The organism is Streptomyces sp. NBC_01551 (assembly GCF_026339935.1).
In the GTDB taxonomy this organism is placed as follows: Bacteria; Actinomycetota; Actinomycetes; order Streptomycetales; family Streptomycetaceae; genus Streptomyces.
The window spans coordinates 3215318-3236356 of sequence record NZ_JAPEPX010000001.1 but is presented as its reverse complement, the minus strand read 5'-3'; the positions used below and the strand labels follow the sequence as shown (position 1 = coordinate 3236356).

The following is a 21039-nucleotide window of genomic DNA, read 5'->3' as shown; positions in this document are numbered from 1 at the left end:
TTTCAGGCGGCGGTCAGCGGAGGCCGACTCAGATGTCGAGGAACCGAACGTCCTTGGCGTTGCGCTGGATGAAGGAGCGCCGCGCCTCGACGTCCTCACCCATCAGCACCGAGAACAGGTCGTCGGCCTGGGCCGCGTCGTCCAGGGTGACCTGGCCGAGCACGCGGTGGTCGACGTCCATGGTGGTGACGCGCAGCTCCTCGGCGTTCATCTCGCCCAGACCCTTGAAGCGCTGGATCGAGTCTTCCTTGATCCGCTTGCCGTTCTGCTTGCCCAGTTCGACCAGCGCGTCGCGCTCGCGGTCCGAGTACGCGTACTCGAAGTCGTCCCGGCCCCACTTGATCTTGTAGAGCGGCGGGCGCGACAGGTACACGTGACCGGCCTCGACCAGCGGGCGCATGAAGCGGAACAGGAAGGTCAGCAGCAGGGTGTTGATGTGCTGGCCGTCGACGTCGGCGTCCGCCATCAGGATGATCTTGTGATAGCGGAGCTTCTCGATGTCGAAGTCCTCGTGCACACCGGTGCCGAAGGCGCTGATCAGCGCCTGGACCTCGGTGTTCTGGAGGATCTTGTCGATACGGGCCTTCTCGACGTTCAGGATCTTGCCGCGGATCGGCAGGATGGCCTGGTACATCGGGTTGCGGCCGGACTTCGCGGAGCCACCGGCCGAGTCGCCCTCGACGATGAAGATCTCGCACTTGGTCGGGTCGTTCGACTGGCAGTCCGACAGCTTGCCCGGCAGCGAGGCGCTCTCCAGCAGACCCTTGCGACGGGTGAGGTCACGGGCCTTGCGGGCCGCGACGCGCGCCGTGGCCGCCTGGATCGACTTGCGGATGATGTCCGCGGCCTCGACCGGGTTGCGGTCGAACCAGTCGTTGAGGTGCTCGTGGACGACCTTCTGCACGAAGGTCTTGGCCTCCGTGTTGCCCAGCTTGGTCTTCGTCTGGCCCTCGAACTGCGGCTCGCCCAGCTTGACCGAGATGATCGCGGTCAGACCCTCGCGGATGTCCTCGCCGGCGAGGTTGTCGTCCTTCTCGCGGAGCAGCTTCTTGTCGCGCGCGTAACGGTTCACCAGACCCGTCAGCGCCGCGCGGAAGCCCTCCTCGTGGGTACCGCCCTCGTGGGTGTGGATCGTGTTCGCGAAGGAGTAGACGCCCTCCGTGTACTGCGAGTTCCACTGCATCGCGATCTCGACCGAGAGCATGCGCTCCTTGTCCTCGGCCTCGACGTCGATGACGGTCGGGTGGATGAGCTCGCCCTTGCGCGAGTTCAGGTACTTCACGAAGTCGACGATGCCGCCCTCGTAGTAGTACTTGACCGTGCGCGCGGTGGGCTCGGCCGTGTCCGCGTCGGGGTCGTCCGCACCGACGGTGGCCTTGGCCGACTCGCGCTCGTCGGTCAGCGACAGGGTCAGGCCCTTGTTGAGGAAGGCCATCTCCTGGAAGCGCCGCGACAGCGTCTCGAAGGAGTACTCGGTCGTCTCGAAGATGTCGCCGTCGGCCCAGAACGTCACCGACGTGCCGTGCTCGTCGGTCTCCTCGTTCTTCGCGAGGGCCGCCGTCGGAGCGCCGAGCTTGTAGTCCTGCGTCCAGCGGTAGCCGTCGCGCTTGACCTCCACCGCGACCTTCGTCGACAGGGCGTTCACGACGGACACGCCCACGCCGTGCAGACCGCCGGAGACGGCGTAACCGCCACCGCCGAACTTGCCGCCCGCGTGCAGGACCGTCAGCACGACCTCCACGGCCGGCTTGCCCTCGGACGGCACGATGTCGACCGGGATGCCTCGGCCGTTGTCGATGACCCGCACACCGCCGTCGGCGAGGATCGTCACGTCGATGGTGTCCGCGTGCCCGGCCAGGGCCTCGTCGACCGAGTTGTCCACCACCTCGTACACGAGGTGGTGCAGCCCGCGCTCACCGGTCGAGCCGATGTACATGCCTGGCCGCTTGCGGACCGCGTCCAGGCCCTCGAGGACCTGGATCGCGCTGGCGTCGTACGAGGCGGTGATCTCGCCGTTCTCGCCGGCTGTGGACTGGTTGTCGTTGGGGTTGCCGGAATCGGCCACGAAGCGCCCTTTCTGGCACAGCACAGGCCGTACTCCGGGCCAGCAGGCATGCAAGCAGGAGCGGCTGCGTCGATCTGCGTTGTCAGCGTGTATCAGCTAGATCCCGCAAGCGGGCGGGATTCGCTTCAGTCTACCGGTACCACGGACATGAATGGGGGTTTGCCGGTACCTGAGTCCGCATGTGCCGCCCTGAACCTCCTCTCTCCGACTCCCCATATCCGGGAAGGGGCTCAAAGAGGCTCACGCGGGCATCCAGCGCTTCGGCCTGTCAACCTCCGGCTACCGTGAGGGACGCCACCCGGCGCCGGCCCACGACAGAGGCATGACAACCCACCGCAGGGGCCCGCCGGCGGCCTTCCGCAGCGCCCGCGGCGGCCCCGGCTCAGGCGTACGTGTCCCCGGAACCCGTACTCCCCGGCGCCCGCCACGGCCCGTACCGCTTCGGCCGCCCGCCCGGGCCCTGCACCTTGATCAGCCGCACCGTGCCCTGACCCAGATCCGCGTTCAGCCGCGCCACCAGTTGCGGGGCCAGCAGCTTCAGCTGCGCCGCCCACGCCGAGGAATCGCACCGCACGACCAACTCACGGTCCTCGTAGCGCTCCGGTTCACAGTGCGCCGCGATCTCCGGCCCGACGATCTGCGGCCAGCGCTCCATCACGCCCGCCACCGCCATCGGCATCTCCCAGCCGCGCTCCGTCCGCAACCGGTCCAGCGCCGCCATCAACGGCATCGGATCCCGGCCGTCCGCCCGCGCGCCCGACCGCAGCCCCGGATGCTGCTGCCGCTTCTTCCCGCTCACCGCGTTGCCCCGCGCCCGCGCCTGCTCGCGCGCCGCCGCCAGCGCCTGCCGTGCCAGATCCACCCCGGACGGCTCCGGGGCCTTGCGCGGCTCCCGTTCCTGCTCGCTCACAGCCGGGTCACCTCACCGCCGGAGACCCCGAACCGGGCCCCCGTCAACACACCCGGAACGTCATCGTCCACCGCCGCCGTCACCAACACCTGCTCACCCGGAGCCACCAGCTCCGCCAGCCGCTCCCGGCGCCGCGCGTCCAGCTCCGCGAACACGTCGTCCAGGATCAGCACCGGCTCCGCGCCCTCCGAGCGCAGCAGCTCGTACGAGGCCAGCCGCAGCGCCAGCGCGTACGACCAGGACTCGCCGTGACTCGCGTACCCCTTCGCCGGCAGCTCGCCCAGGCGCAGCAGCACGTCGTCGCGGTGCGGACCCACCAGGGTCACGCCCCGCTCGATCTCCTGTTTGCGTACGTCCGACAGCGCGGCCAGCAGCACCTCGTACAGCGCCTCGCGGGTGCGCGCCCGGCCGCTGTCCACTGCCTCGCCGGCCTCACTGGCCTCGCCCGCCTCGCCCGCGGACGACTTGTACGCCAGCCCCAGCGGGCCACCACCGGGCGCGAGCTGCTCGTACGCCTTGTCCGCCAGCGGCAGCAGCGTCGCGATCAGGTCGAGGCGCTGCGCCAGCAGCTCCGCGCCCGCGCGCGCGAGGTGCTGGTCCCACACGTCGAGGGTGGACAGGTCCATGGACCGGCCACCGTGCCGGCGCGCCATCGCCGCCGACTTCAGCAGCGTGTTCCGCTGCTTGAGCACCCGCTCGTAGTCCGAGCGCACCGCCGCCATCCGCGGCGAACGCGCCGTCACCAGCTCGTCGAGGAACCGCCGCCGCTCGCCCGGATCCCCCTTCACCAGGGCCAGGTCCTCCGGCGCGAACAGCACCGTCCGTACGATCCCCAGCACGTCCCGGGGCCTGACCTGCGACGACCGGTTGATCCGGGCCCGGTTCGCCCGCCCCGGGTTCAGCTCCAGCTCCACCAGCTGCTGGCGCTCGCCCTGCGTGACGGCCGCGCGGATGATCGCCCGGTCCGCGCCCATCCGTACCAGCGGGGCGTCCGAGGAGACCCGGTGACTGCCCAGCGTCGCGAGGTAGCCGATCGCCTCGACCAGGTTCGTCTTGCCCTGGCCGTTGGGGCCCACGAAAGCCGTGACGCCCGGGTCGAGGGGAACCTCGGCCCGGGCGTACGAGCGGAAGTCGGCCAGTGAGAGATGCGAAACGTGCATACGGCGCCGACCTCCCCCGGCTTCCTGCTGCTCTTTTCCTACGGTGTTACCGCTGTGGCCGTGTGGCCGCGGGTGCGGTCCGGCCTGTGGACGGCGCCGCCGTTCCTACTGCTTCTTCTCCACCGCGTGGCCGCCGAACTGGTTGCGCAGCGCGGCGATCATCTTCATCTGCGGCGAGTCGTCCTGGCGCGAGGCGAACCGCGCGAACAGCGAAGCGGTGATCGCGGGCAGCGGCACGGCGTTGTCGATCGCCGCCTCCACCGTCCAGCGGCCCTCGCCCGAGTCCTGCGCGAAGCCCCGCAGCTGCTCCAGGTGTTCGTCCTCGTCCAGCGCGTTGACCGCGAGGTCCAGCAGCCAGGAGCGGATGACCGTGCCCTCCTGCCAGGACCGGAACACCTCGCGGACGTCGGTGACCGAGTCCACCTTCTCCAGGAGCTCCCAGCCCTCGGCGTAGGCCTGCATCATGGCGTACTCGATGCCGTTGTGGACCATCTTCGCGAAGTGGCCCGCGCCGACCTTGCCCGCGTGCACGGCGCCGAACTCACCCTCGGGCTTGAGGGCGTCGAAGATCGGCTGGACGGTCGCGACGTGCTCCTTGTCGCCGCCGTACATCAGCGCGTAGCCGTTCTCCAGACCCCACACGCCGCCGGAGACACCGCAGTCGACGAAGCCGATGCCCTTGGCCTTCAGCTCCTCGGCGTGCTTCTCGTCGTCGGTCCAGCGCGAGTTGCCGCCGTCGACGACGATGTCGCCCGGGGACAGCAGCTCCGCGAGCTCGTCGACGGTGGACTGCGTCGCCGCGCCCGCGGGGACCATCACCCACACCACGCGGGGGGCCTGCAGGCTGTCCACAAGTTCCGCCAGGCTGTGGACGTCGGCGAGGTCCGGGTTGCGGTCGTATCCGATGACGGTGTGGCCGGCGCGGCGGATGCGCTCGCGCATGTTGCCGCCCATCTTGCCGAGACCGACGAGACCAAGCTCCATCAGGTGGTTCCTTAAGCGTTGTGGCCGTCTGTGCCGGGGTTCCCCTGCTACCCGGGGACACCCCCGGCCCCGAGCCTACGCCCGGCTGCCCCGCCCGGCCCCACGGGCGCTCCAGAGCCGGTCGTACGAGGATCCGCGCGCCGCGCGCGGCGGCGGCGAACGACGTCGGGCCCGGCCCCGCAGCCTGCGAGACCGGGCCCGACGTACGAAGGCGTCAGCCGGACAGGCGCACCGGCATGATCAGGTACTTGTACGCCTCGTTCGCCTCGGCGTCGACCGCCGGGCGGCCGCTGAGCAGCGCCGGCTTGGTGGACGTCGTGAAGCTGAGCTGCGCGGCGGGAGAGTCGATCGCGCTCAGGCCGTCCAGCAGGAAGGTCGGGTTGAAGGCGATCGAGATGTCGTCGCCCTCCAGGACCGCGTCGACGCGCTCCACAGCCTGTGCGTCGTCGGAGGAACCGGCCTCCAGGATCAGCACGCCCTGCTCGAAGCTCAGGCGCACCGGGGTGTTGCGCTCGGCGACCAGGGCCACGCGCTTGACGGCCTCGACGAACGGGGCGGTCTCGATCACGGCGATGGAGTTGAACTCCGTCGGGAACAGCGTGCGGTACTTCGGCAGGTCGCCTTCGAGCAGGCGGGTGGTGGTGCGGCGGCCGGCGCCCTCGAAGCCGATGAGGCCCTCGCCCGCACCGGAGCCCGACAGCGCCAGGGTGACGGTGTCACCGCTGGTCAGGGACTTGGCGGTGTCCAGCAGCGTCTTCGCCGGCACCAGGGCCACGGCGGACGCCTCCGGGTTCTCCGGCTTCCACAGGAACTCGCGGACCGCGAAGCGGTAGCGGTCGGTGGAGGCCAGGGTGACTCGGTCGCCCTCGATCTCGATGCGGACACCGGTCAGCACGGGCAGCGTGTCGTCACGGCCGGCGGCGATGGCGACCTGGGCCGCGGCGGAGGCGAAGACCTCGCCGGGCACGGTGCCGGTCGCGGTCGGCATCTGCGGCAGCGCCGGGTATTCCTCCACAGGCAGGGTGTGGAGTGTGAATCGCGAGGAGCCGCAGACCACGGTCGCCCGTACACCGTCTGTGGAAATCTCCACGGGCCGGTTGGGGAGGGCGCGGCAGATGTCGGCGAGCAGCCGGCCGGAGACGAGGACGGTGCCGTCCTCCTCGACGTCCGCCTCGACGGAGACGCGGGCCGAGACCTCGTAGTCGAAGCCGGAGAGGCTCAGCGTGCCGTCCTCGGCCTTGAGCAGCAGGCCCGCGAGGACGGGCACCGGCGGCCGGGCCGGGAGGCTACGGGCCGCCCAGGCCACCGCCTCCGCGAGTACGTCGCGCTCCACCCGGATCTTCACCGGAACCGCCTCCTGCTGTTGCTCGCTCGTCTGGCCGGCCTTCGTCGTCGGCCCGCTGCCTCCCGGTCTCGGCGGACCGGGGCCTCGGTGCCGGGGACCAGTCTGACGTACGGCGCCGACAGTCGTCGCTGTCGGCGGTCAAGTCGGGAGCGAGGTGTCGGGGACGGCTGCCCACCGAGTTGTGCACAGGACCTGCTTGAAAACCGAAACCGGCCTAACTCTCTATGGGGGTAGTAGTAGGGCCTGTGGAAACGGTGGATAAGCCCGTTCTCGCAGGTCAGGCCGCATTTTTTATCCCCACACCCTGTGGGCGGGACCGGTGGACAACAGGGGTGTGCTGTGGAGAACGAAAACTTCTGCACAGGCCGTCCCCAGGTGACCCGTACTACTCCACAGGTGCGTCCCCAGCTTTTCCCCAGTACTCCACAGCCCAAACGTCGTCTTCCGTGTGACCGCTTTCACTCGGGGCGGTGAGATGGGGTGGCTCGTTGCCGAACAGTGGACAACGGTGTGGGTAAGTCATCGGATCCTGTGCACAGGATGCGGCAACCTGTGGGTCGGCGGTGGACAGAGGCGTGGATGAACCTGTGGATGATTTTTCTGTCCACAGCCTGTGGATGAACCTTGCTCACAATTCCACAGGTGGCTGACCAGGGCTGATGGGGCCTCAACCCGCACCCCTGTGGATAGTTTGTGGGTGACGGAGGCCGTCCCCAGGTTGTGGACGGAAGAAAGTCCGCGAATCTGTGGATGACTTGCTCCGGCGGGGGCGTATTCGAACAGGTTGGGGGCGCGGGGACGAGCAAGGGCGCCCCCGAAGTGCTCCGGGAGCGCCCTGTAGAAGCGTTTGAAGGGGCCGCGGAAGGCCCTCACGGACCCTCGCACGGCCCCTGGGGGCTCGCGTCAGCCGTTCTTGATGCGGTTGGTGAGCTCCGTGACCTGGTTGTAGATGGAGCGGCGTTCCGCCATCAGGGCGCGGATCTTGCGGTCCGCGTGCATGACGGTGGTGTGGTCGCGGCCGCCGAACTGGGCCCCGATCTTGGGCAGCGAGAGGTCCGTGAGCTCCCGGCAGAGGTACATGGCGATCTGACGGGCGGTGACCAGGACCCGGCTGCGCGAGGAGCCGCACAGGTCGTCCACGGTGAGCCCGAAGTAGTCGGCGGTGGCCGCCATGATGTCGGTGGCCGTGATCTCCGGTGCGCTGTCCTCGCCGCCGGGAATCAGGTTCTTGAGGACGTCCTCGGTGAGGCCGAGGTCTACCGGCTGCCGGTTCAGGCTCGCGAAGGCCGTGACCCGGATCAGCGCCCCCTCCAGCTCGCGGATGTTGCGCGAGATGCGGGAGGCGATGAACTCCAGTACCTCCGGCGGGGCGTTGAGCTGCTCCTGGACGGCCTTCTTGCGCAGGATCGCGATACGGGTCTCCAGCTCGGGCGGCTGGACGTCGGTGATCAGGCCCCACTCGAAGCGGTTGCGGAGCCGGTCCTCCAGGGTGACGAGCTGCTTGGGCGGCCGGTCGGAGGAGAGCACGATCTGCTTGTTGGCGTTGTGGAGCGTATTGAAGGTGTGGAAGAACTCCTCCTGCGTCGACTCCTTGCTCGCGAGGAACTGGATGTCGTCGACGAGCAGGATGTCCATCTCGCGGTAGCGCTTGCGGAACGCGTCGCCCTTGCCGTCGCGGATGGAGTTGATGAACTCGTTGGTGAACTCCTCGGAGCTCACGTAGCGCACGCGGGTACCGGGGTAGAGGCTCCGCGCGTAGTGCCCGATGGCGTGCAGCAGGTGGGTCTTGCCGAGGCCCGACTCCCCGTAGATGAACAGGGGGTTGTACGCCTTCGCCGGTGCTTCGGCGACGGCCACCGCGGCGGCGTGCGCGAAGCGGTTGGAGGCGCCGATGACGAAGGTGTCGAACAGGTACTTGGGGTTCAGCCGGGCGGTCGGCTCCAGCGGGCCCGAGGTGGAGCCGCCGGAGGGCGCCGGGGGCGGCGCGGGCCGGCCGGGCGCGGGGCGCGGGGCGGGCTGTTCGTACTGCTGCTGCTCGTACTGGTGGGACTGCTGGGATTCGTACCCGGACTGCTCGTACTTCTGCTGCTCGTAGGGGCCCTGGTCGTAGCCGGAGGGCTCGGGCTGCTGGAGGTAGCCGGGCTGCGGGGAGGCGTAGGGGTCGCGCTCGGGGAAGCCGCCGAGGCGCGGCTGCTGCCAGCCGTAGTCGTCCTGCTGTCCGCCTCGGGGCCAGGCGCCGGGCTCGGGGCGCGGCTGCTGGTAGTCCGGGTAGGCGGGGCGGGCGGTGGGGAGCTGGTCGTCGGAGCCGCCGTTGTGCCCGCCGTTGTGCCCGCCCGGGCCGCCGGGGCGCTGGCCGCCGTACGGCTCGTAGGCGTCGCGCTGCGGGGGCGCGGGCTGGGACGGGTGCGAGGGTTCGCCGGCGGAGTCGTCCACCGTGATGGCGATCCGGATGGGGCGGCCGCATTCGCGGCTGAGGGCGTCGCTGATGAGGGGGGCCAGGCGGCCTTCGAGGACGCGCTTGCCCCATTCATTGGGGACGGCGAGCAGTGCGGTGTCGGCGACGAGGGCCAGGGGCTGGCAGCGTTCGACCCACTGCTTGTCCTTGGGCTCGATCCCTTGCTGGCCCTCACCGAGGAGCTTTTCGAGCACTCGTGGCCACACTGCGGCAAGATCGGCAGGTACGTCAGCCACAGAGCACGCTCTCTCACAGGTCCCGGTCCCACGAATGTGTGGTTCTTTGGGACGGTCGGGACAAAAGAATCCGGGATCAGACAACGGTAGTCAGGCCGGTGGGTACGGTTCAAGTTGTTGTCCACAGCCTGTGCACAGTGTGGGGCACCCGGGGCTCGGTTTGACCGGATGGCGTAGCCGCGCGTACCGTAACGAGGTCGAGTTGTCGATGGCTGCTGCCGCCTGCCTACCGATGGGCGAAGATCACGAGTTGTGATCATTTAGCGGTGCCACTCGGGCGAACACGCGAGTTTCCTCGTGGGCGCACGGTGACAGCCAGGCGATGTCCCGCCACAACGATTCATTCTCTGGAGCCCCCGAGTGAGCAAGCGCACCTTCCAGCCGAACAACCGCCGTCGTGCCAAGACCCACGGCTTCCGCCTGCGGATGCGTACCCGTGCCGGTCGCGCGATCCTCGCGAACCGTCGTGGCAAGGGCCGCGCCGCCCTTTCCGCGTAACAACACGCAGGCCGTGACGTCGTGCTGTCTCCCGAAAATCGGCTGAGGCGGCGCGAGGACTTCGCGAGCGCGGTGCGCCGAGGGCGCCGGGCAGGTCGCCCGTTCCTCGTCGTCCACCTACGTACAAGCGGTGCAACGGACCCGCACGAGCCGGGGGAGATTGATCCCTCGACGCGTGCGGGTTTCGTCGTCAGCAAGGCTGTCGGCAACGCCGTCGTCCGTAACCGGGTGAAGCGCCGTTTGCGTCACCTCGTACGGGAGCGGCTCTCTCAGCTGCCCGCCGGTAGCCTGGTGGTGGTACGGGCTCTGCCCGGATCCGGTGATGCCGGCCTCGACGAGCTGGCCCGTGACCTGGACGCCGCTTTGATGCGGCTGCTGGGAGGCACGGCTCGATGAAGTACCCGCTGCTCGCTTTGATCAAGCTGTACCAGTGGACGATCAGTCCGCTGCTCGGGCCGGTGTGCCGTTATTACCCGTCGTGCTCGCACTACGGATTCACGGCCATCGACCGGCATGGTGCGGTGAAGGGGACGGTCCTGACCGCCTGGCGGATCCTTCGGTGCAATCCGTGGACCGCGGGTGGTGTGGATCATGTCCCACCCCGTAAACGCCCGCGTTGGCACGAGCAGCTGCGCAGTGCGTTGCGTAGATCTCGCAATGCTCAAGGAGCCTGATTAGTGGACACGATTGCCAGTCTGTTCAGCTTTATCACTTACCCCGTCTCGTGGATCATCGTCCAGTTCCACTCGCTGTACGGTGCGATCTTCGGTGCGGACAGTGGGTGGGCCTGGGGCCTGTCCATCGTGTCCCTGGTGGTCTTGATCCGTATCTGTCTGATCCCGCTCTTCGTGAAGCAGATCAAGGCGACACGGGGTATGCAGGCGCTCCAGCCGAAGATGAAGGCGATCCAGGAGCGCTACAAGAACGACAAGCAGCGTCAGTCCGAAGAGATGATGAAGCTGTACAAGGAGACGGGTACCAACCCGCTCTCCTCGTGCCTTCCCATCCTGGCGCAGTCCCCGTTCTTCTTCGCGCTCTACCACGTGCTCGCGAGCATTGCCAACGGCGAGACCATCGGCGTCATCAACCAGTCGCTGCTGGAGAGCGCCCGGCAGGCGCACATCTTCGGCGCCCCGCTGGCGGCCAAGTTCACGGACAGCGCCGAGAAGGTCGCGAGCCTGAACGCCTCGATCACCGATGTGCGTGTCGTCACCGCGATCATGATCGTTCTGATGTCGCTGTCGCAGTTCTACACGCAGCGCCAGCTGATGCAGAAGAACGTGGACCTCTCGGTCAAGACGCCGTTCATGCAGCAGCAGAAGATGCTGATGTACATCTTCCCGGTGATCTTCGCGGTCATGGGCATCAACTTCCCCGTCGGTGTCCTCGTCTACTGGCTGACCACGAACGTGTGGACCATGGGCCAGCAGATGTACGTGATCAACCAGAACCCGACGCCGGGCAGCAAGGCCCAGGACCAGTACCTGACCCGTCTGCTGAAGCACGTGAGCTCGCACGGTGAGGTCAAGGGCCGGGGCAAGAAGAAGATCGTCGCGGCGATCGTGGCCAAGGGCCCGGACCGCAACGACAACGAGCGCAAGTTCATCACGGCGCTGACGAAGCAGGGCATGGCCGCTCAGGCGGACGGTTCCGTGATCAAGAGTTCCGAGGCCACGGCCGACGCCGATGCGGCGAGTGGCGGTGCCCCGAAGCGACAGCAGCCGAAGAGGCAGTCGAAGTCGCAGCGTCAGACGCCCCCCAGCAAGCCCTCCAAGAAGTAAGAAGGAGTCCCTCCCGTGACGGAAGGCACCACCACCGCCGCCGCTGAGAGTGGCGACACCCTGACCCGCCTCGAGCAGGAGGGTGAGATCGCGGCCGACTACCTTGAGGGTCTGCTGGACATCGCGGACCTGGACGGCGACATCGACATGGACGTCGAGGCCGACCGTGCCGCGGTGTCGATCGTCAGTGACTCCGCCGGCCGCGACCTGCAGAAGCTCGTGGGCCGCGACGGTGAGGTCCTGGAGGCTCTGCAGGAGCTGACCCGCCTCGCCGTGCACCGGGAGACCGGGGACCGCAGCCGTCTGATGCTGGACATCGCCGGGTTCCGTGCGAAGAAGCGCGAGGAGCTGGCGGCGCTGGGCGCGCAGGCCGCGGCCGATGTGAAGGCCTCGGGTGAGCCGCTGAAGCTCGCTCCGATGACGCCGTTCGAGCGGAAGGTCGTCCACGACGCCGTGGCGGCCGCCGGCCTCAAGAGCGAGTCCGAGGGCGAGGAGCCGCAGCGCTTCGTCGTTGTGCTCCCGGCCTGACCGGAAGCGTGTGTGGTCGGCCCCGTCTGTATCGCAGGCGGGGCCGATGTTTGTAAGCCTAACAGTTGACGACACCATCGGTTCTGTACGGAAGGACGGTCCCCGTGACGGAGGCAGCGGAGCTTCCCCCGGCGCCTGAAGAGGCGCGCGCGGTGTTCGGTGAGTTTTTCCCGGAAGCTGTGCGGTATGCGGAGCTGCTGGCGGATGCGGGAGTCAAGCGGGGCCTGATCGGGCCGCGTGAGGTTCCGCGGCTGTGGGAGCGGCACCTGCTGAACTGCGCGGTGCTGTCGGAGGTGGTGCCCGAGGGCGTCACCGTGTGCGACGTGGGCTCGGGTGCCGGTCTGCCCGGTATCCCGCTGGCTTTGGTGCGGCGGGATCTGAAGATCACGCTCCTGGAGCCGCTGCTGCGCCGGACGACTTTCCTCCAGGAGGCCGTGGAGCTGCTGGGCCTGGATCACGTCACGGTGGTGCGCGGGCGGGCCGAGGAGGTTCTGGGCAAGCTGCAGCCGGTGCACGTGGTGACGGCGCGGGCGGTGGCTCCGCTGGACCGGCTGGCCGGCTGGGGTGTGCCGCTGCTGCGTCCCTACGGGGAGATGCTGGCCCTGAAGGGTGACACCGCCGAGGAGGAGCTGGTGGCGGCGAAGGTCGCGCTGACGAAGCTCGGTGTGGTGAAGACCTCGGTGCTGCACGTGGGCGAGGGCGTCGTGGATCCGCTGTCGACGGTGGTGCGGGTCGAGGTGGGGGAGAGCCCCGGCGGCGTGCGCTTCGCGGCGAAGCGGGCGAAGGCGGCTCGGGTGAGCCGCACGCGTCGGCGTCGCTGACACCTCTGTTCCTCTGTTCCCTCGGTTGTTCCCTTGGGATTGAGGGCTTGTTGCGCCCTATAGGTATGCATTTCGGAGTGTCGTAGGGGTCGGATGACTCGACCCGGGCATCGTGTTTCACGTGAAACGTCGCTCTCTGCTGCACGGAATCATCAGTCGCGGCCGTGCGGCCGCGTCCCCCCGTCCTCGCAAGGGAACAGGGGGGACGGAGTTGTCCACAACGGTGGATTCATCCACAGGAGTACGGGCCCCGCTGGTTCGCGACCCCGGTGACATGGCAGGCTCTGTTCATCGCGAGCCTGCTGTCGAGGAGAGTGACACCGTGCGGTCCGACGCCAACCTCGCGGGGCCGATGGCCGATCCGGTCCCCGGTCCCCGCTCTGAAACGGCGGGAGACGATGTTTCACGTGAAACATCGCCTCCGCCCCTTGTAGACAACGACACCCCCATCGGCCGAGCCGCCCAGCTGGCCGTCGAGGCGCTGGGCCGTGCCGGCGAGGGCCTGCCGCGCCCGGCGCAGACCCGGGTCATCGTGGTGGCCAACCAGAAGGGCGGCGTGGGCAAGACCACGACGACCGTGAACCTGGCGGCCTCTCTGGCCCTGCACGGGGCGCGGGTCCTGGTGGTCGACCTCGACCCGCAGGGCAACGCCTCCACGGCGCTGGGCATCGACCATCACGCGGATGTGCCGTCGATCTACGACGTGCTCGTGGACAGCCGTCCGCTGCTGGAGGTCGTCCAGCCGGTGGTGGATGTGGAGGGCCTGTTCTGCGCTCCCGCCACGATCGACCTGGCGGGTGCCGAGATCGAGCTGGTGTCGCTCGTGGCACGGGAGAGCCGGCTGCAGCGGGCGATCCAGGCGTACGAGCAGCCGCTGGACTACATCCTGATCGACTGCCCGCCCTCGCTGGGGCTGCTGACGGTTAACGCTCTGGTGGCGGGCGCGGAGGTGCTGATCCCGATCCAGTGCGAGTACTACGCGCTGGAGGGCCTGGGCCAGCTGCTGCGCAACGTCGATCTGGTGCGGGCGCATCTGAACCCGACGCTGCACGTCTCGACGATCCTGCTGACGATGTACGACGGCAGGACGCGGCTGGCCTCGCAGGTGGCGGAGGAGGTGCGTACGCACTTCGGCAAGGAGGTGCTGCGCACGAGCATCCCGCGGTCGGTGCGTATCTCCGAGGCGCCGAGCTACGGCCAGACGGTGCTCACCTATGATCCGGGTTCCAGTGGTTCCCTGTCCTACCTCGAAGCCGCGCGGGAGATCGCGCTGCGGGGGGCCGGGATTTCGTACGACGCCTCGCAGGCCCATCTGGGCGCGGGCATGAACAGCACGCAGAGCATGGCGGAGGGGATCCACAGTGAGTGAGCGACGTAGGGGTCTGGGGCGGGGGCTCGGCGCGCTGATTCCCGCCGCTCCGCAGGAGAAGACTCCGCAGGCGACGGGGGCGGGGTCGACGTCTCCGTCGGCGGTGCCGGTGTTGACGTCGGAGCGGGGGATCGCGGCGGCGAAGCTGGCTTCGCTGGCGCAGGCTGATGTTTCACGTGAAACATTGGGCGCCGTTCCTTCGCCGGGCGAGTCGGAGCCGGCGACGGCTCCGGTGGCTTCGGCGCCGGTGAACGAGGTGGCGGGGGCGACGTTCGCGGAGCTTCCGATGGACTCGATCAGCCCGAATCCGCGGCAGCCGCGTGAGGTGTTCGACGAGGACGCGCTGGCGGAGCTGGTGACCTCCATCCAGGAGGTGGGCCTGCTCCAGCCGGTGGTGGTGCGGCAGTCGGCGCCGGGCCGCTATGAGCTCATCATGGGCGAGCGCCGGTGGCGTGCGTGCCGGGAGGCCGGGCTGGAGCGCATTCCGGCGATCATCCGGGCGACGGACGACGAGAAGCTGCTGCTGGATGCGCTCTTGGAGAACCTGCACCGGGCGCAGCTGAACCCGTTGGAGGAGGCGGCCGCGTACGACCAGCTGCTGCGGGACTTCAACTGCACGCACGATCAGCTGGCTGACCGGATCGGGCGTTCGCGTCCGCAGGTGTCGAACACGCTGCGGCTGCTGAAGCTGTCGGCATCGGTGCAGCGCCGGGTGGCGGCGGGTGTGCTGTCGGCGGGGCACGCGCGGGCGTTGCTGTCGGTGGACGATTCCGAGACCCAGGACAAGCTGGCGCACCGGATCGTGGCCGAGGGGCTGTCGGTGCGCGCGGTCGAGGAGATCGTGGCGCTGATGTCCTCGGAGCCGGAGAGCGCGGTGAAGCCGAAGGGTCCGCGTGCGGGTGCCCGCGTGGCTCCGGCGCTCAGTCAGCTGGCGACGCGGCTGTCGGACCGGTTCGAGACGCGGGTGAAGGTGGACCTGGGTCAGAAGAAGGGCAAGATCACCGTCGAGTTCGCTTCGATGGAGGACCTGGAGCGGATCCTGGGGACGCTGGCGCCGGGCGAGGGCCGGGTGCTGGAGCAGGGTCTCTCCGGGGAGTGATGCCCTGGATCCGCCGTGGGGGCGGGCTGTGCCGGTGCGAGCCGGTGCGGTCCGCCCCTTTGCCTTGCTGCGGTTTCACCTGATTCGAGCTCTGGATACGATGCGGTCATGGGCCGTCGGCTGGTACCCCTCACGCTGGACAACCTCCAGGACTTGCCCCGGCGTTGCCGGTCCTGTGTGTTCTGGGAGCTGGATCCCGTCAGCGGCGATGCGGCGGTGAAGGCGGGAACTCCGGAGCTGGAGAAGGAAGCGTGGATCTCCGCCGTCCTTCTGGAATGGGGTTCGTGCGGCCGGGTCGTCTATGTGGACGAGGTCCCTGTGGGGTTCGTTCTGTACGCGCCGCCCGCGTACGTGCCGCGTTCGACGGCGTTTCCGACCAGCCCGGTCTCTCCTGACGCGGTGCAGCTGATCACGGCGTGGATCATGCCGGGCTATCAGGGGCAGGGCCTGGGGCGGGTGATGGTCCAGACGGTGGCGAAGGATCTGCTGCGGCGGGGTTTCCGCGCGATCGAGGCGTTCGGGGACGCGCGCTGGGAGGGGCCGGCCTGTCTGCTTCCGGCGGACCACCTGTTGTCGGTGGGCTTCAAGACGGTGCGGCCGCATCCGGTGCATCCTCGCCTGCGCCTGGAGCTGCGCTCGACGCTGTCGTGGAAGGAAGACGTGGAGCTGGCGTTGGATCGCCTGCTCGGTGCGGCGCGGAAGGAACCGGTGCTGCGTCCGCTGTGAGCAGTCACGTGAAACGGGGCCGCCCCCACAAGGGGCGGCCCCGTTTCACGTGAAACAAGCGGGGGTGCGTCAGACGGCCTTGGCCTGGACGAAGCCCTCGAGGTCGCGCAGGATGGCGGCCTTCGGCTTGGCACCGACGATGGTCTTGGCGACCTCGCCGCCCTGGTAGACGTTCAGCGTCGGGATGGACATGACGCCGTACTTGGCAGCCGTGGCCGGGTTCTCGTCGATGTTGAGCTTGACGATCTCGATCTGGTCGCCGTACTCGGCCGCGATGGCCTCCAGCGAGGGCGCGATCTGGCGGCACGGACCGCACCAGGCGGCCCAGAAGTCCACCAGTACGGGCTTGTCGCTGGCCAGGACCTCGGTGTCGAAGTCAGCGTCGGTCACGTTCTTGAGGGTGCCGGCCACAGCGGCCTCCTTCTTCCTGCGGGGTGTGGTGTGGGGGTGATCTGAGGGGTCAGACAGCCGCGTGGGCGTGCTCGGCGTCCGAGAGGGCGGCGAGGAAACGCTCCGCGTCGAGGGCGGCGGAGCAGCCGGTGCCGGCGGCGGTGATGGCCTGACGGTAGGTGTGGTCGACGACGTCGCCGGCGCCGAAGACACCGGTGAGGTTGGTGCGGGTGGAGGGGGCGTCGACCTTGAGGTAGCCCTCCTCGTCCAGGTCCAGCTGGCCGGTGAAGAGTTCGGTGCGCGGGTCGTGGCCGACGGCGATGAAGAGGCCGGTCACGGCGAGCGGGGAGGTCTCGCCGGTCTTGGTGTTGCGCAGGGTCAGACCGGAGAGCTTCTGCTCGCCGTGGATCTCGGCGACCTCGCTGTCCCAGGCGAACTTGATCTTCGGGTCGGCGAAGGCGCGGTCCTGCATGGCCTTGGAGGCGCGGAGGCTGTCGCGGCGGTGGACGATGGTGACACTCTTGGCGAAGCGGGAGAGGAAGGTCGCCTCCTCCATCGCGGTGTCGCCGCCGCCGACCACGGCGATGTCCTGGTCCTTGAAGAAGAACCCGTCGCAGGTCGCGCACCAGGAGACACCGCGGCCGGAGAGGGTGTCCTCGTTGGGCAGGCCGAGCTTGCGGTGCTGCGAGCCGGTGGTGACGATGACGGCCTTCGCGCGGTGCACGGTGCCGGCCGTGTCGGTGACGGTCTTGATGTCGCCGGTGAGGTCCACGGAGACGATGTCGTCGGGGACGAGCTCGGCGCCGAAGCGCTCGGCCTGGCCACGCATGTTGTCCATGAGGTCAGGACCCATGATGCCGTCCTGGAACCCGGGGAAGTTCTCGACCTCGGTGGTGTTCATCAGCGCGCCGCCGGCGGTGACGGCACCCTCGAAGACGAGGGGCTTGAGCGAAGCGCGTGCGGTGTACAGGGCGGCGGTGTAACCGGCCGGCCCGGAGCCGATGATGATCACGTTTCGTACGTCGCTCACGGGTTCTTTCCTCGTCTCTGCGGACTGCGTGCTGCCTACCGGGGGCCGGTGCGGACTCTCACCCCACCCAACGGATCCTACGGCGCACACATTCCCCACTTGGCCGCGCGAGGTCCCGAACGCGTCAGCTTCGCGGGTAGGTGCTGGTCAGCAGAGGTTTTCCGGGGGCCCTCGTGGGGGTGTCCGCACAGCCGGCGCCGACGAGATACGCGTCCACCCGGGCGGGGTCGCCGGGGTGGGGGAGGACGAGGAGGTACACGGGGGCGCCCTGGTAGCTGCCGCGTTCGGTGGCCAGCGGGGTCTCCGGCCGGCCGGTGGCGTCCTGCACGCAGGGCGGGACGGAGGCGGCCCGGCGGTCCTGCGGGGCGACTCCGGGAGCCGGCGAGGTGTTCTCCAGGCCGTAGGTGCTGTTGCCCTCGCTGGTCGCGGCCTTGGGGCTCTCCGAGTTGGCGAGGAGGTGCTGGACGCTGCTCCGCAGGCCCTCGGAGGTGTAGGTGTCGGTCGAGGGCTGGGCGGCGGCGCTGCTCTCGGTTCTGCCGCGGGTGGCGGTGTCGTGGGAGGGCGTGCCGGTGGGTCCGTTGAGCAGGAAGACAGCGAGGGCGAAGGCGGCCGCTCCGGCGAGGCCCGTGACGATGGCGATCCGTCGGCGGGCGCGACGCCGGCCGGGGCCGGTTGCGCCGACCGGGTGACCGGCGGGCCGCTGTCCGCCGGATCCGGCGCCCGCGGTGGGCGGCGCGGCCGGTGTGCCTCCCCCGGCTGCCGCTGGGGGCGCCTCCGGTGAATCAGCGGAACGGTCGTCCCGTGCGGCGGGCGTCTGCTCGTCGCGGGGGGTGGTGGCGTCGAGTAGTGCCTCGGCGGCGAGGGCCGCGTCGATGCGTCCCGCGATGTCGGCGGGAATGCGGGGCGGGCCCGGGAGGGTGCCCAGCAGCGCGCGGATCTCTTCGAGGGACGCCCGGACGTCGGCGCACAGGACGCAGTCGCCGAGGTGGCGGCGCACTTCGGCTGTACGGACCGGGGAGAGGAGTCCTTCGGTCAGGTCGGAGATCTCCGAGACGTCCGGGTGCCGGATCGTGCCGGTTGTGGGAGTCACGCTCGTCCACCTCCGCCCTTCACAGCGTCTGGGTCCGGGGCCGGATGCGGGGCCGGATGCATGGGGCTTGCCGCTGGTGGGACGGGTGTCCCCGGCGTCCGGTTCCTTCCCCGCTCGGTGGCGGTGTTATCCCCGGCATTCGTGCGTAGATGGGTGAGCATCGGGAGGAGTTTCGCCCGGCCGCGCGCGCACCGGCTTTTCACGGTGCCGGTGGGTACGTCGAGGATGCGGGCGGCCTCGGCGACCGGGTATCCCTGCATGTCGACGAGGACGAGCGCGGCCCGCTGCTCGGCCGGGAGGGTGCCGAGGGCGGCCAGGAGCTGGCGGTGGAGGTCCTGGCGCTCCGCGGGCGCCTCGGCGGACTCGTGGGGCTCCAGGAGGCGCTCCAGGCGCTCCGTGTCGTCCAGGGGCGAGGTCTTGCGGGAGGCCGTCTTGCGGGCCCGGTCGAGGCAGGCATTGACGGTGATGCGGTGCAGCCAGGTGGTGACCGCGGATTCGCCGCGGAAGGTGTGGGCGGCCCGGTAGGCGGAGACGAGGGCGTCCTGGACGGCGTCGGCGGCTTCCTCGCGGTCACCGAGGGTGCGCAGGGCTACGGCCCAGAGCCGGTCCCGGTGGCGGCGGACGAGCTCACCGAACGCGTCGGGGTCTCCGGCGGCGTGCAGGGCCAGGAGTTCCTGGTCGCTGCGGCCGCCGGTTGCGGCGTCGTCCAACGGTGAGCCCCTCCCCTGCTGAGTCAGCCCGCGAACTGCACATCCGTGATGGCCTGCTTGTAGCCGGGTTTGGTGTAGTCGTCCGCTCCGGCCTGCGGCATGGCGGTGATCCACAGCAGGACGTAGCGCGTCTTGACCGGGTTTTCGGTGGTCAGCTTGAGCTGGTTCTCCGAGGTGGCGGCCCCGACGATCTTCTTCATGGACGAGACCGGTGTCTGCGAGGACATGTTCTTGGTCGCGTACAGCGTGACGGTGGTGTGGTTGCCGGCGTACTTCAGCGCTATCGAGGCGGCGCTGACGTCCCGCTCGGAGCCGAGGTCGTAGACGATGCCGAGGCCGTCCTTGACCTTCACCTCGGGGCCGTCGTAGAAGGTCCGGGTGCGCCAGAAGGACGACTTGTCGTCGTCGTACGTGTTGGAGACGCCGTCGAGGTCCTGGGGCGTGCCGTCGGGGTAGTACTCCTCGGCCCGCTTGATGGCGATCTGCGCGGGTTCCTTCTTCTGCGGTGCGTCGTCGCCCGGCGTCGTCTGCTGGTGCTGGTTGTCGCTGTTCCGGTTGGTGCGCTCCAGCAGGGTGTCGGCGAGCTGCCAGCTGCCCAGGCCGAGGGCGGCGATGAGCAGGGCGGCGACGCTCCACTTGAGGGCCCGGCCGGTACGGCTCTGCAGCGGGGGCGGCGGGGGTGCGACGGCGAGGCGCTGTGCGGTGGGTACGCCGGGAGGCGTGGGACGGCCGTAGCTGCCCTGCTGGTAGGTGGTGTGCTGGTACTCGGGCGGGGCCGTGAAGACGGGCTCCGGCGGCCGGATGCGCGGCATCGCGGCGACGGCCTTGGCCAGTTCCTCGGGGGTGGTGCAGGCGGGCTCCTGGCGGGAGGCGGTGGCCCCGTCGTTGGCGAGGGCGCGCATGGCGAGCTCGCCCAGGCCCCGGTGGACGCCGGCGCGGACCTGGTCGGGTGCGATCAGGCCGACGCCCTTGGGCAGGCCGGTGAGGCCGTAGGCGTCGCTCTCGTACGGCCAGCGCTGGGTGAGGGCGGCATACAGGAGCGCGCCGATGGCCTCGGTGTCCGCACGCTGCGGGGTCTCGCTGGTGATGCCGCGCAGGGCGGCGTTCACGGCGAGGCCGCGGATGCGGTACTGGCCCGTGGAGGTGCGCAGTATCGCGCTGGGCGTCAGGCGCAGGTGGGACAGGCCCTCGCGGTGGGCCGCGGCCATGGCCTGGGAGACCTGGCTGACGAGCTGGTAGGCCTCGTGGGGTTCCAGGGGTGCCGCCGCGAGGAGCGCGGTGAGCTCGGTGGCGTCGGGCAGCCACTCGTGGACGACGTAGACGAGGTCGTTCTCCTCGACCGCGTCGAGGACCTGGACGAACCGGGGGTCGCCGAGGAGGGCGGAGGAGCGGGCCGCGGCCAGCACGGAGCGGGCCCGCGCGTGGTCGGCGGGCAGCAGGTGGACGCCCACGGCGCGCCGCAGCTTCTCGTCCATCGCGCGCCAGCTGCTGAATCCGTCCAGACGGGTGACGCACTCCTCGAGCCGGTAGCGTCTGGCGAGCTTGTGGCCGCTGTGGAGTTCGGGCGCAGCCGAGGAGGCCGCGCTCGCGCGTTCGCCGTCCTTCTCGGGCATGGGTCCGTCCGCGGCTTGTCGGTTCTGGGTGTCCACCCCGTCGGCCGTGGCCTTGGCCGCATCTGCGGCCAGCGGCTCGTCGCCGCTGTTGTCGGCCACGTCGACGGCAGCCGTGCTACGTTCCGCCACCGTCGTCCCTGCCTCCCCATCCGTTGCGCGCTGTCGGCCAGTCTGCGAAGCCATGCCAATTGTGCCCACAGTCTGGCGCTATGCACGACACGCGAAGAGG

Annotated in this window: 19 protein-coding genes and 1 pseudogene; 9 read left to right on the top strand and 11 right to left on the bottom strand. The window is 69.4% G+C overall.

What is annotated here, in order from left to right:
- Positions 1-28: 28 nt before the first annotated feature.
- The 6 genes from gyrB to dnaA form a co-directional block, all read right to left on the bottom strand.
- A complete protein-coding gene (gyrB, locus tag OG982_RS14455; protein WP_323139256.1) occupies positions 29-2089 on the bottom strand; it encodes a DNA topoisomerase (ATP-hydrolyzing) subunit B in 2061 nt (686 codons plus the stop codon).
- 358 nt (positions 2090-2447) lie between these two features.
- On the bottom strand, positions 2448-2975 hold the full coding sequence (locus tag OG982_RS14450; protein ID WP_266786747.1) for a DUF721 domain-containing protein: 528 nt from the start codon (positions 2973-2975) through the stop codon (positions 2448-2450).
- Positions 2972-4135 (bottom strand): DNA replication/repair protein RecF, encoded by a 1164-nt coding sequence (gene recF / locus OG982_RS14445; protein WP_266786749.1) that lies wholly within the window; start codon positions 4133-4135, stop codon positions 2972-2974. Before recF ends, OG982_RS14450 begins: the two co-directional genes overlap by 4 nt.
- 105 nt (positions 4136-4240) lie before the next feature.
- On the bottom strand, positions 4241-5119 hold the full coding sequence (gene gnd / locus OG982_RS14440) for a phosphogluconate dehydrogenase (NAD(+)-dependent, decarboxylating) (RefSeq protein ID WP_266786751.1): 879 nt from the start codon (positions 5117-5119) through the stop codon (positions 4241-4243).
- A 214-nt stretch (positions 5120-5333) separates the two neighbouring features.
- The gene (dnaN, locus tag OG982_RS14435; protein WP_266786753.1) at positions 5334-6464 is read right to left on the bottom strand and encodes a DNA polymerase III subunit beta; all 1131 of its coding nucleotides are present in this window, start codon (positions 6462-6464) and stop codon (positions 5334-5336) included.
- Positions 6465-7367: 903 nt separating this feature from the next.
- Positions 7368-9155, bottom strand: a complete 1788-nt coding sequence (gene dnaA / locus OG982_RS14430; protein ID WP_266786755.1) for a chromosomal replication initiator protein DnaA — start codon at positions 9153-9155, stop codon at positions 7368-7370.
- A gap of 360 nt (positions 9156-9515) precedes the next feature.
- On the opposite strand from dnaA, the gene rpmH reads away from it, so the two are divergent.
- The 9 genes and pseudogenes from rpmH (at position 9516) to OG982_RS14385 (ending at position 15977) form a co-directional block, all read left to right on the top strand.
- Positions 9516-9653: a 50S ribosomal protein L34 gene (rpmH, locus tag OG982_RS14425; RefSeq protein ID WP_008741645.1), complete on the top strand. Its 138-nt coding sequence runs from the start codon at positions 9516-9518 to the stop codon at positions 9651-9653.
- A gap of 21 nt (positions 9654-9674) precedes the next feature.
- Positions 9675-10049: a ribonuclease P protein component gene (gene rnpA, locus OG982_RS14420; protein ID WP_266786757.1), complete on the top strand. Its 375-nt coding sequence runs from the start codon at positions 9675-9677 to the stop codon at positions 10047-10049.
- Positions 10046-10300: pseudogene (yidD, locus tag OG982_RS14415) on the top strand (membrane protein insertion efficiency factor YidD); the annotation flags it as partial. The gene rnpA and the pseudogene yidD, both read left to right, overlap by 4 nt.
- A 30-nt stretch (positions 10301-10330) precedes the next feature.
- Positions 10331-11434 (top strand): membrane protein insertase YidC, encoded by a 1104-nt coding sequence (gene yidC / locus OG982_RS14410; RefSeq protein ID WP_266786759.1) that lies wholly within the window; start codon positions 10331-10333, stop codon positions 11432-11434.
- Positions 11435-11449: 15 nt separating this feature from the next.
- Positions 11450-11962 (top strand): R3H domain-containing nucleic acid-binding protein, encoded by a 513-nt coding sequence (locus OG982_RS14405; RefSeq protein WP_266786761.1) that lies wholly within the window; start codon positions 11450-11452, stop codon positions 11960-11962.
- 104 nt (positions 11963-12066) lie between these two features.
- Complete coding sequence (gene rsmG / locus OG982_RS14400) at positions 12067-12783, top strand: 16S rRNA (guanine(527)-N(7))-methyltransferase RsmG (RefSeq protein WP_266786763.1); 717 nt, start codon at positions 12067-12069, stop codon at positions 12781-12783.
- A 274-nt stretch (positions 12784-13057) separates the two neighbouring features.
- A complete protein-coding gene (locus OG982_RS14395) occupies positions 13058-14152 on the top strand; it encodes a ParA family protein (protein ID WP_323139255.1) in 1095 nt (364 codons plus the stop codon).
- The gene (locus OG982_RS14390; protein ID WP_266786765.1) at positions 14145-15251 is read left to right on the top strand and encodes a ParB/RepB/Spo0J family partition protein; all 1107 of its coding nucleotides are present in this window, start codon (positions 14145-14147) and stop codon (positions 15249-15251) included. The genes OG982_RS14395 and OG982_RS14390 overlap by 8 nt, the downstream gene beginning before the upstream one ends.
- A gap of 108 nt (positions 15252-15359) precedes the next feature.
- Positions 15360-15977 carry a GNAT family N-acetyltransferase gene (locus OG982_RS14385; protein WP_266786767.1) on the top strand — a complete coding sequence of 206 codons (618 nt, stop codon included), beginning with the start codon at positions 15360-15362 and terminating at the stop codon, positions 15975-15977.
- A gap of 69 nt (positions 15978-16046) precedes the next feature.
- On the opposite strand, the gene trxA is transcribed toward OG982_RS14385, so the two are convergent.
- From trxA to OG982_RS14360, 5 genes are all read right to left on the bottom strand, one after another.
- Positions 16047-16388, bottom strand: a complete 342-nt coding sequence (trxA, locus tag OG982_RS14380; RefSeq protein ID WP_266786769.1) for a thioredoxin — start codon at positions 16386-16388, stop codon at positions 16047-16049.
- Between the two features lie 49 nt (positions 16389-16437).
- On the bottom strand, positions 16438-17397 hold the full coding sequence (gene trxB, locus OG982_RS14375; protein ID WP_266786771.1) for a thioredoxin-disulfide reductase: 960 nt from the start codon (positions 17395-17397) through the stop codon (positions 16438-16440).
- A 124-nt stretch (positions 17398-17521) separates the two neighbouring features.
- Complete coding sequence (locus OG982_RS14370; RefSeq protein ID WP_266786773.1) at positions 17522-18487, bottom strand: hypothetical protein; 966 nt, start codon at positions 18485-18487, stop codon at positions 17522-17524.
- Positions 18484-19197 carry an RNA polymerase sigma factor SigM gene (gene sigM / locus OG982_RS14365; protein WP_266786775.1) on the bottom strand — a complete coding sequence of 238 codons (714 nt, stop codon included), beginning with the start codon at positions 19195-19197 and terminating at the stop codon, positions 18484-18486. The genes OG982_RS14370 and sigM overlap by 4 nt, the downstream gene beginning before the upstream one ends.
- Positions 19198-19220: 23 nt before the next feature.
- Entirely contained in the window at positions 19221-20939 is a 1719-nt protein-coding gene (locus OG982_RS14360; RefSeq protein ID WP_266786777.1) for a protein kinase family protein, read from the bottom strand.
- Positions 20940-21039: the final 100 nt, after the last annotated feature.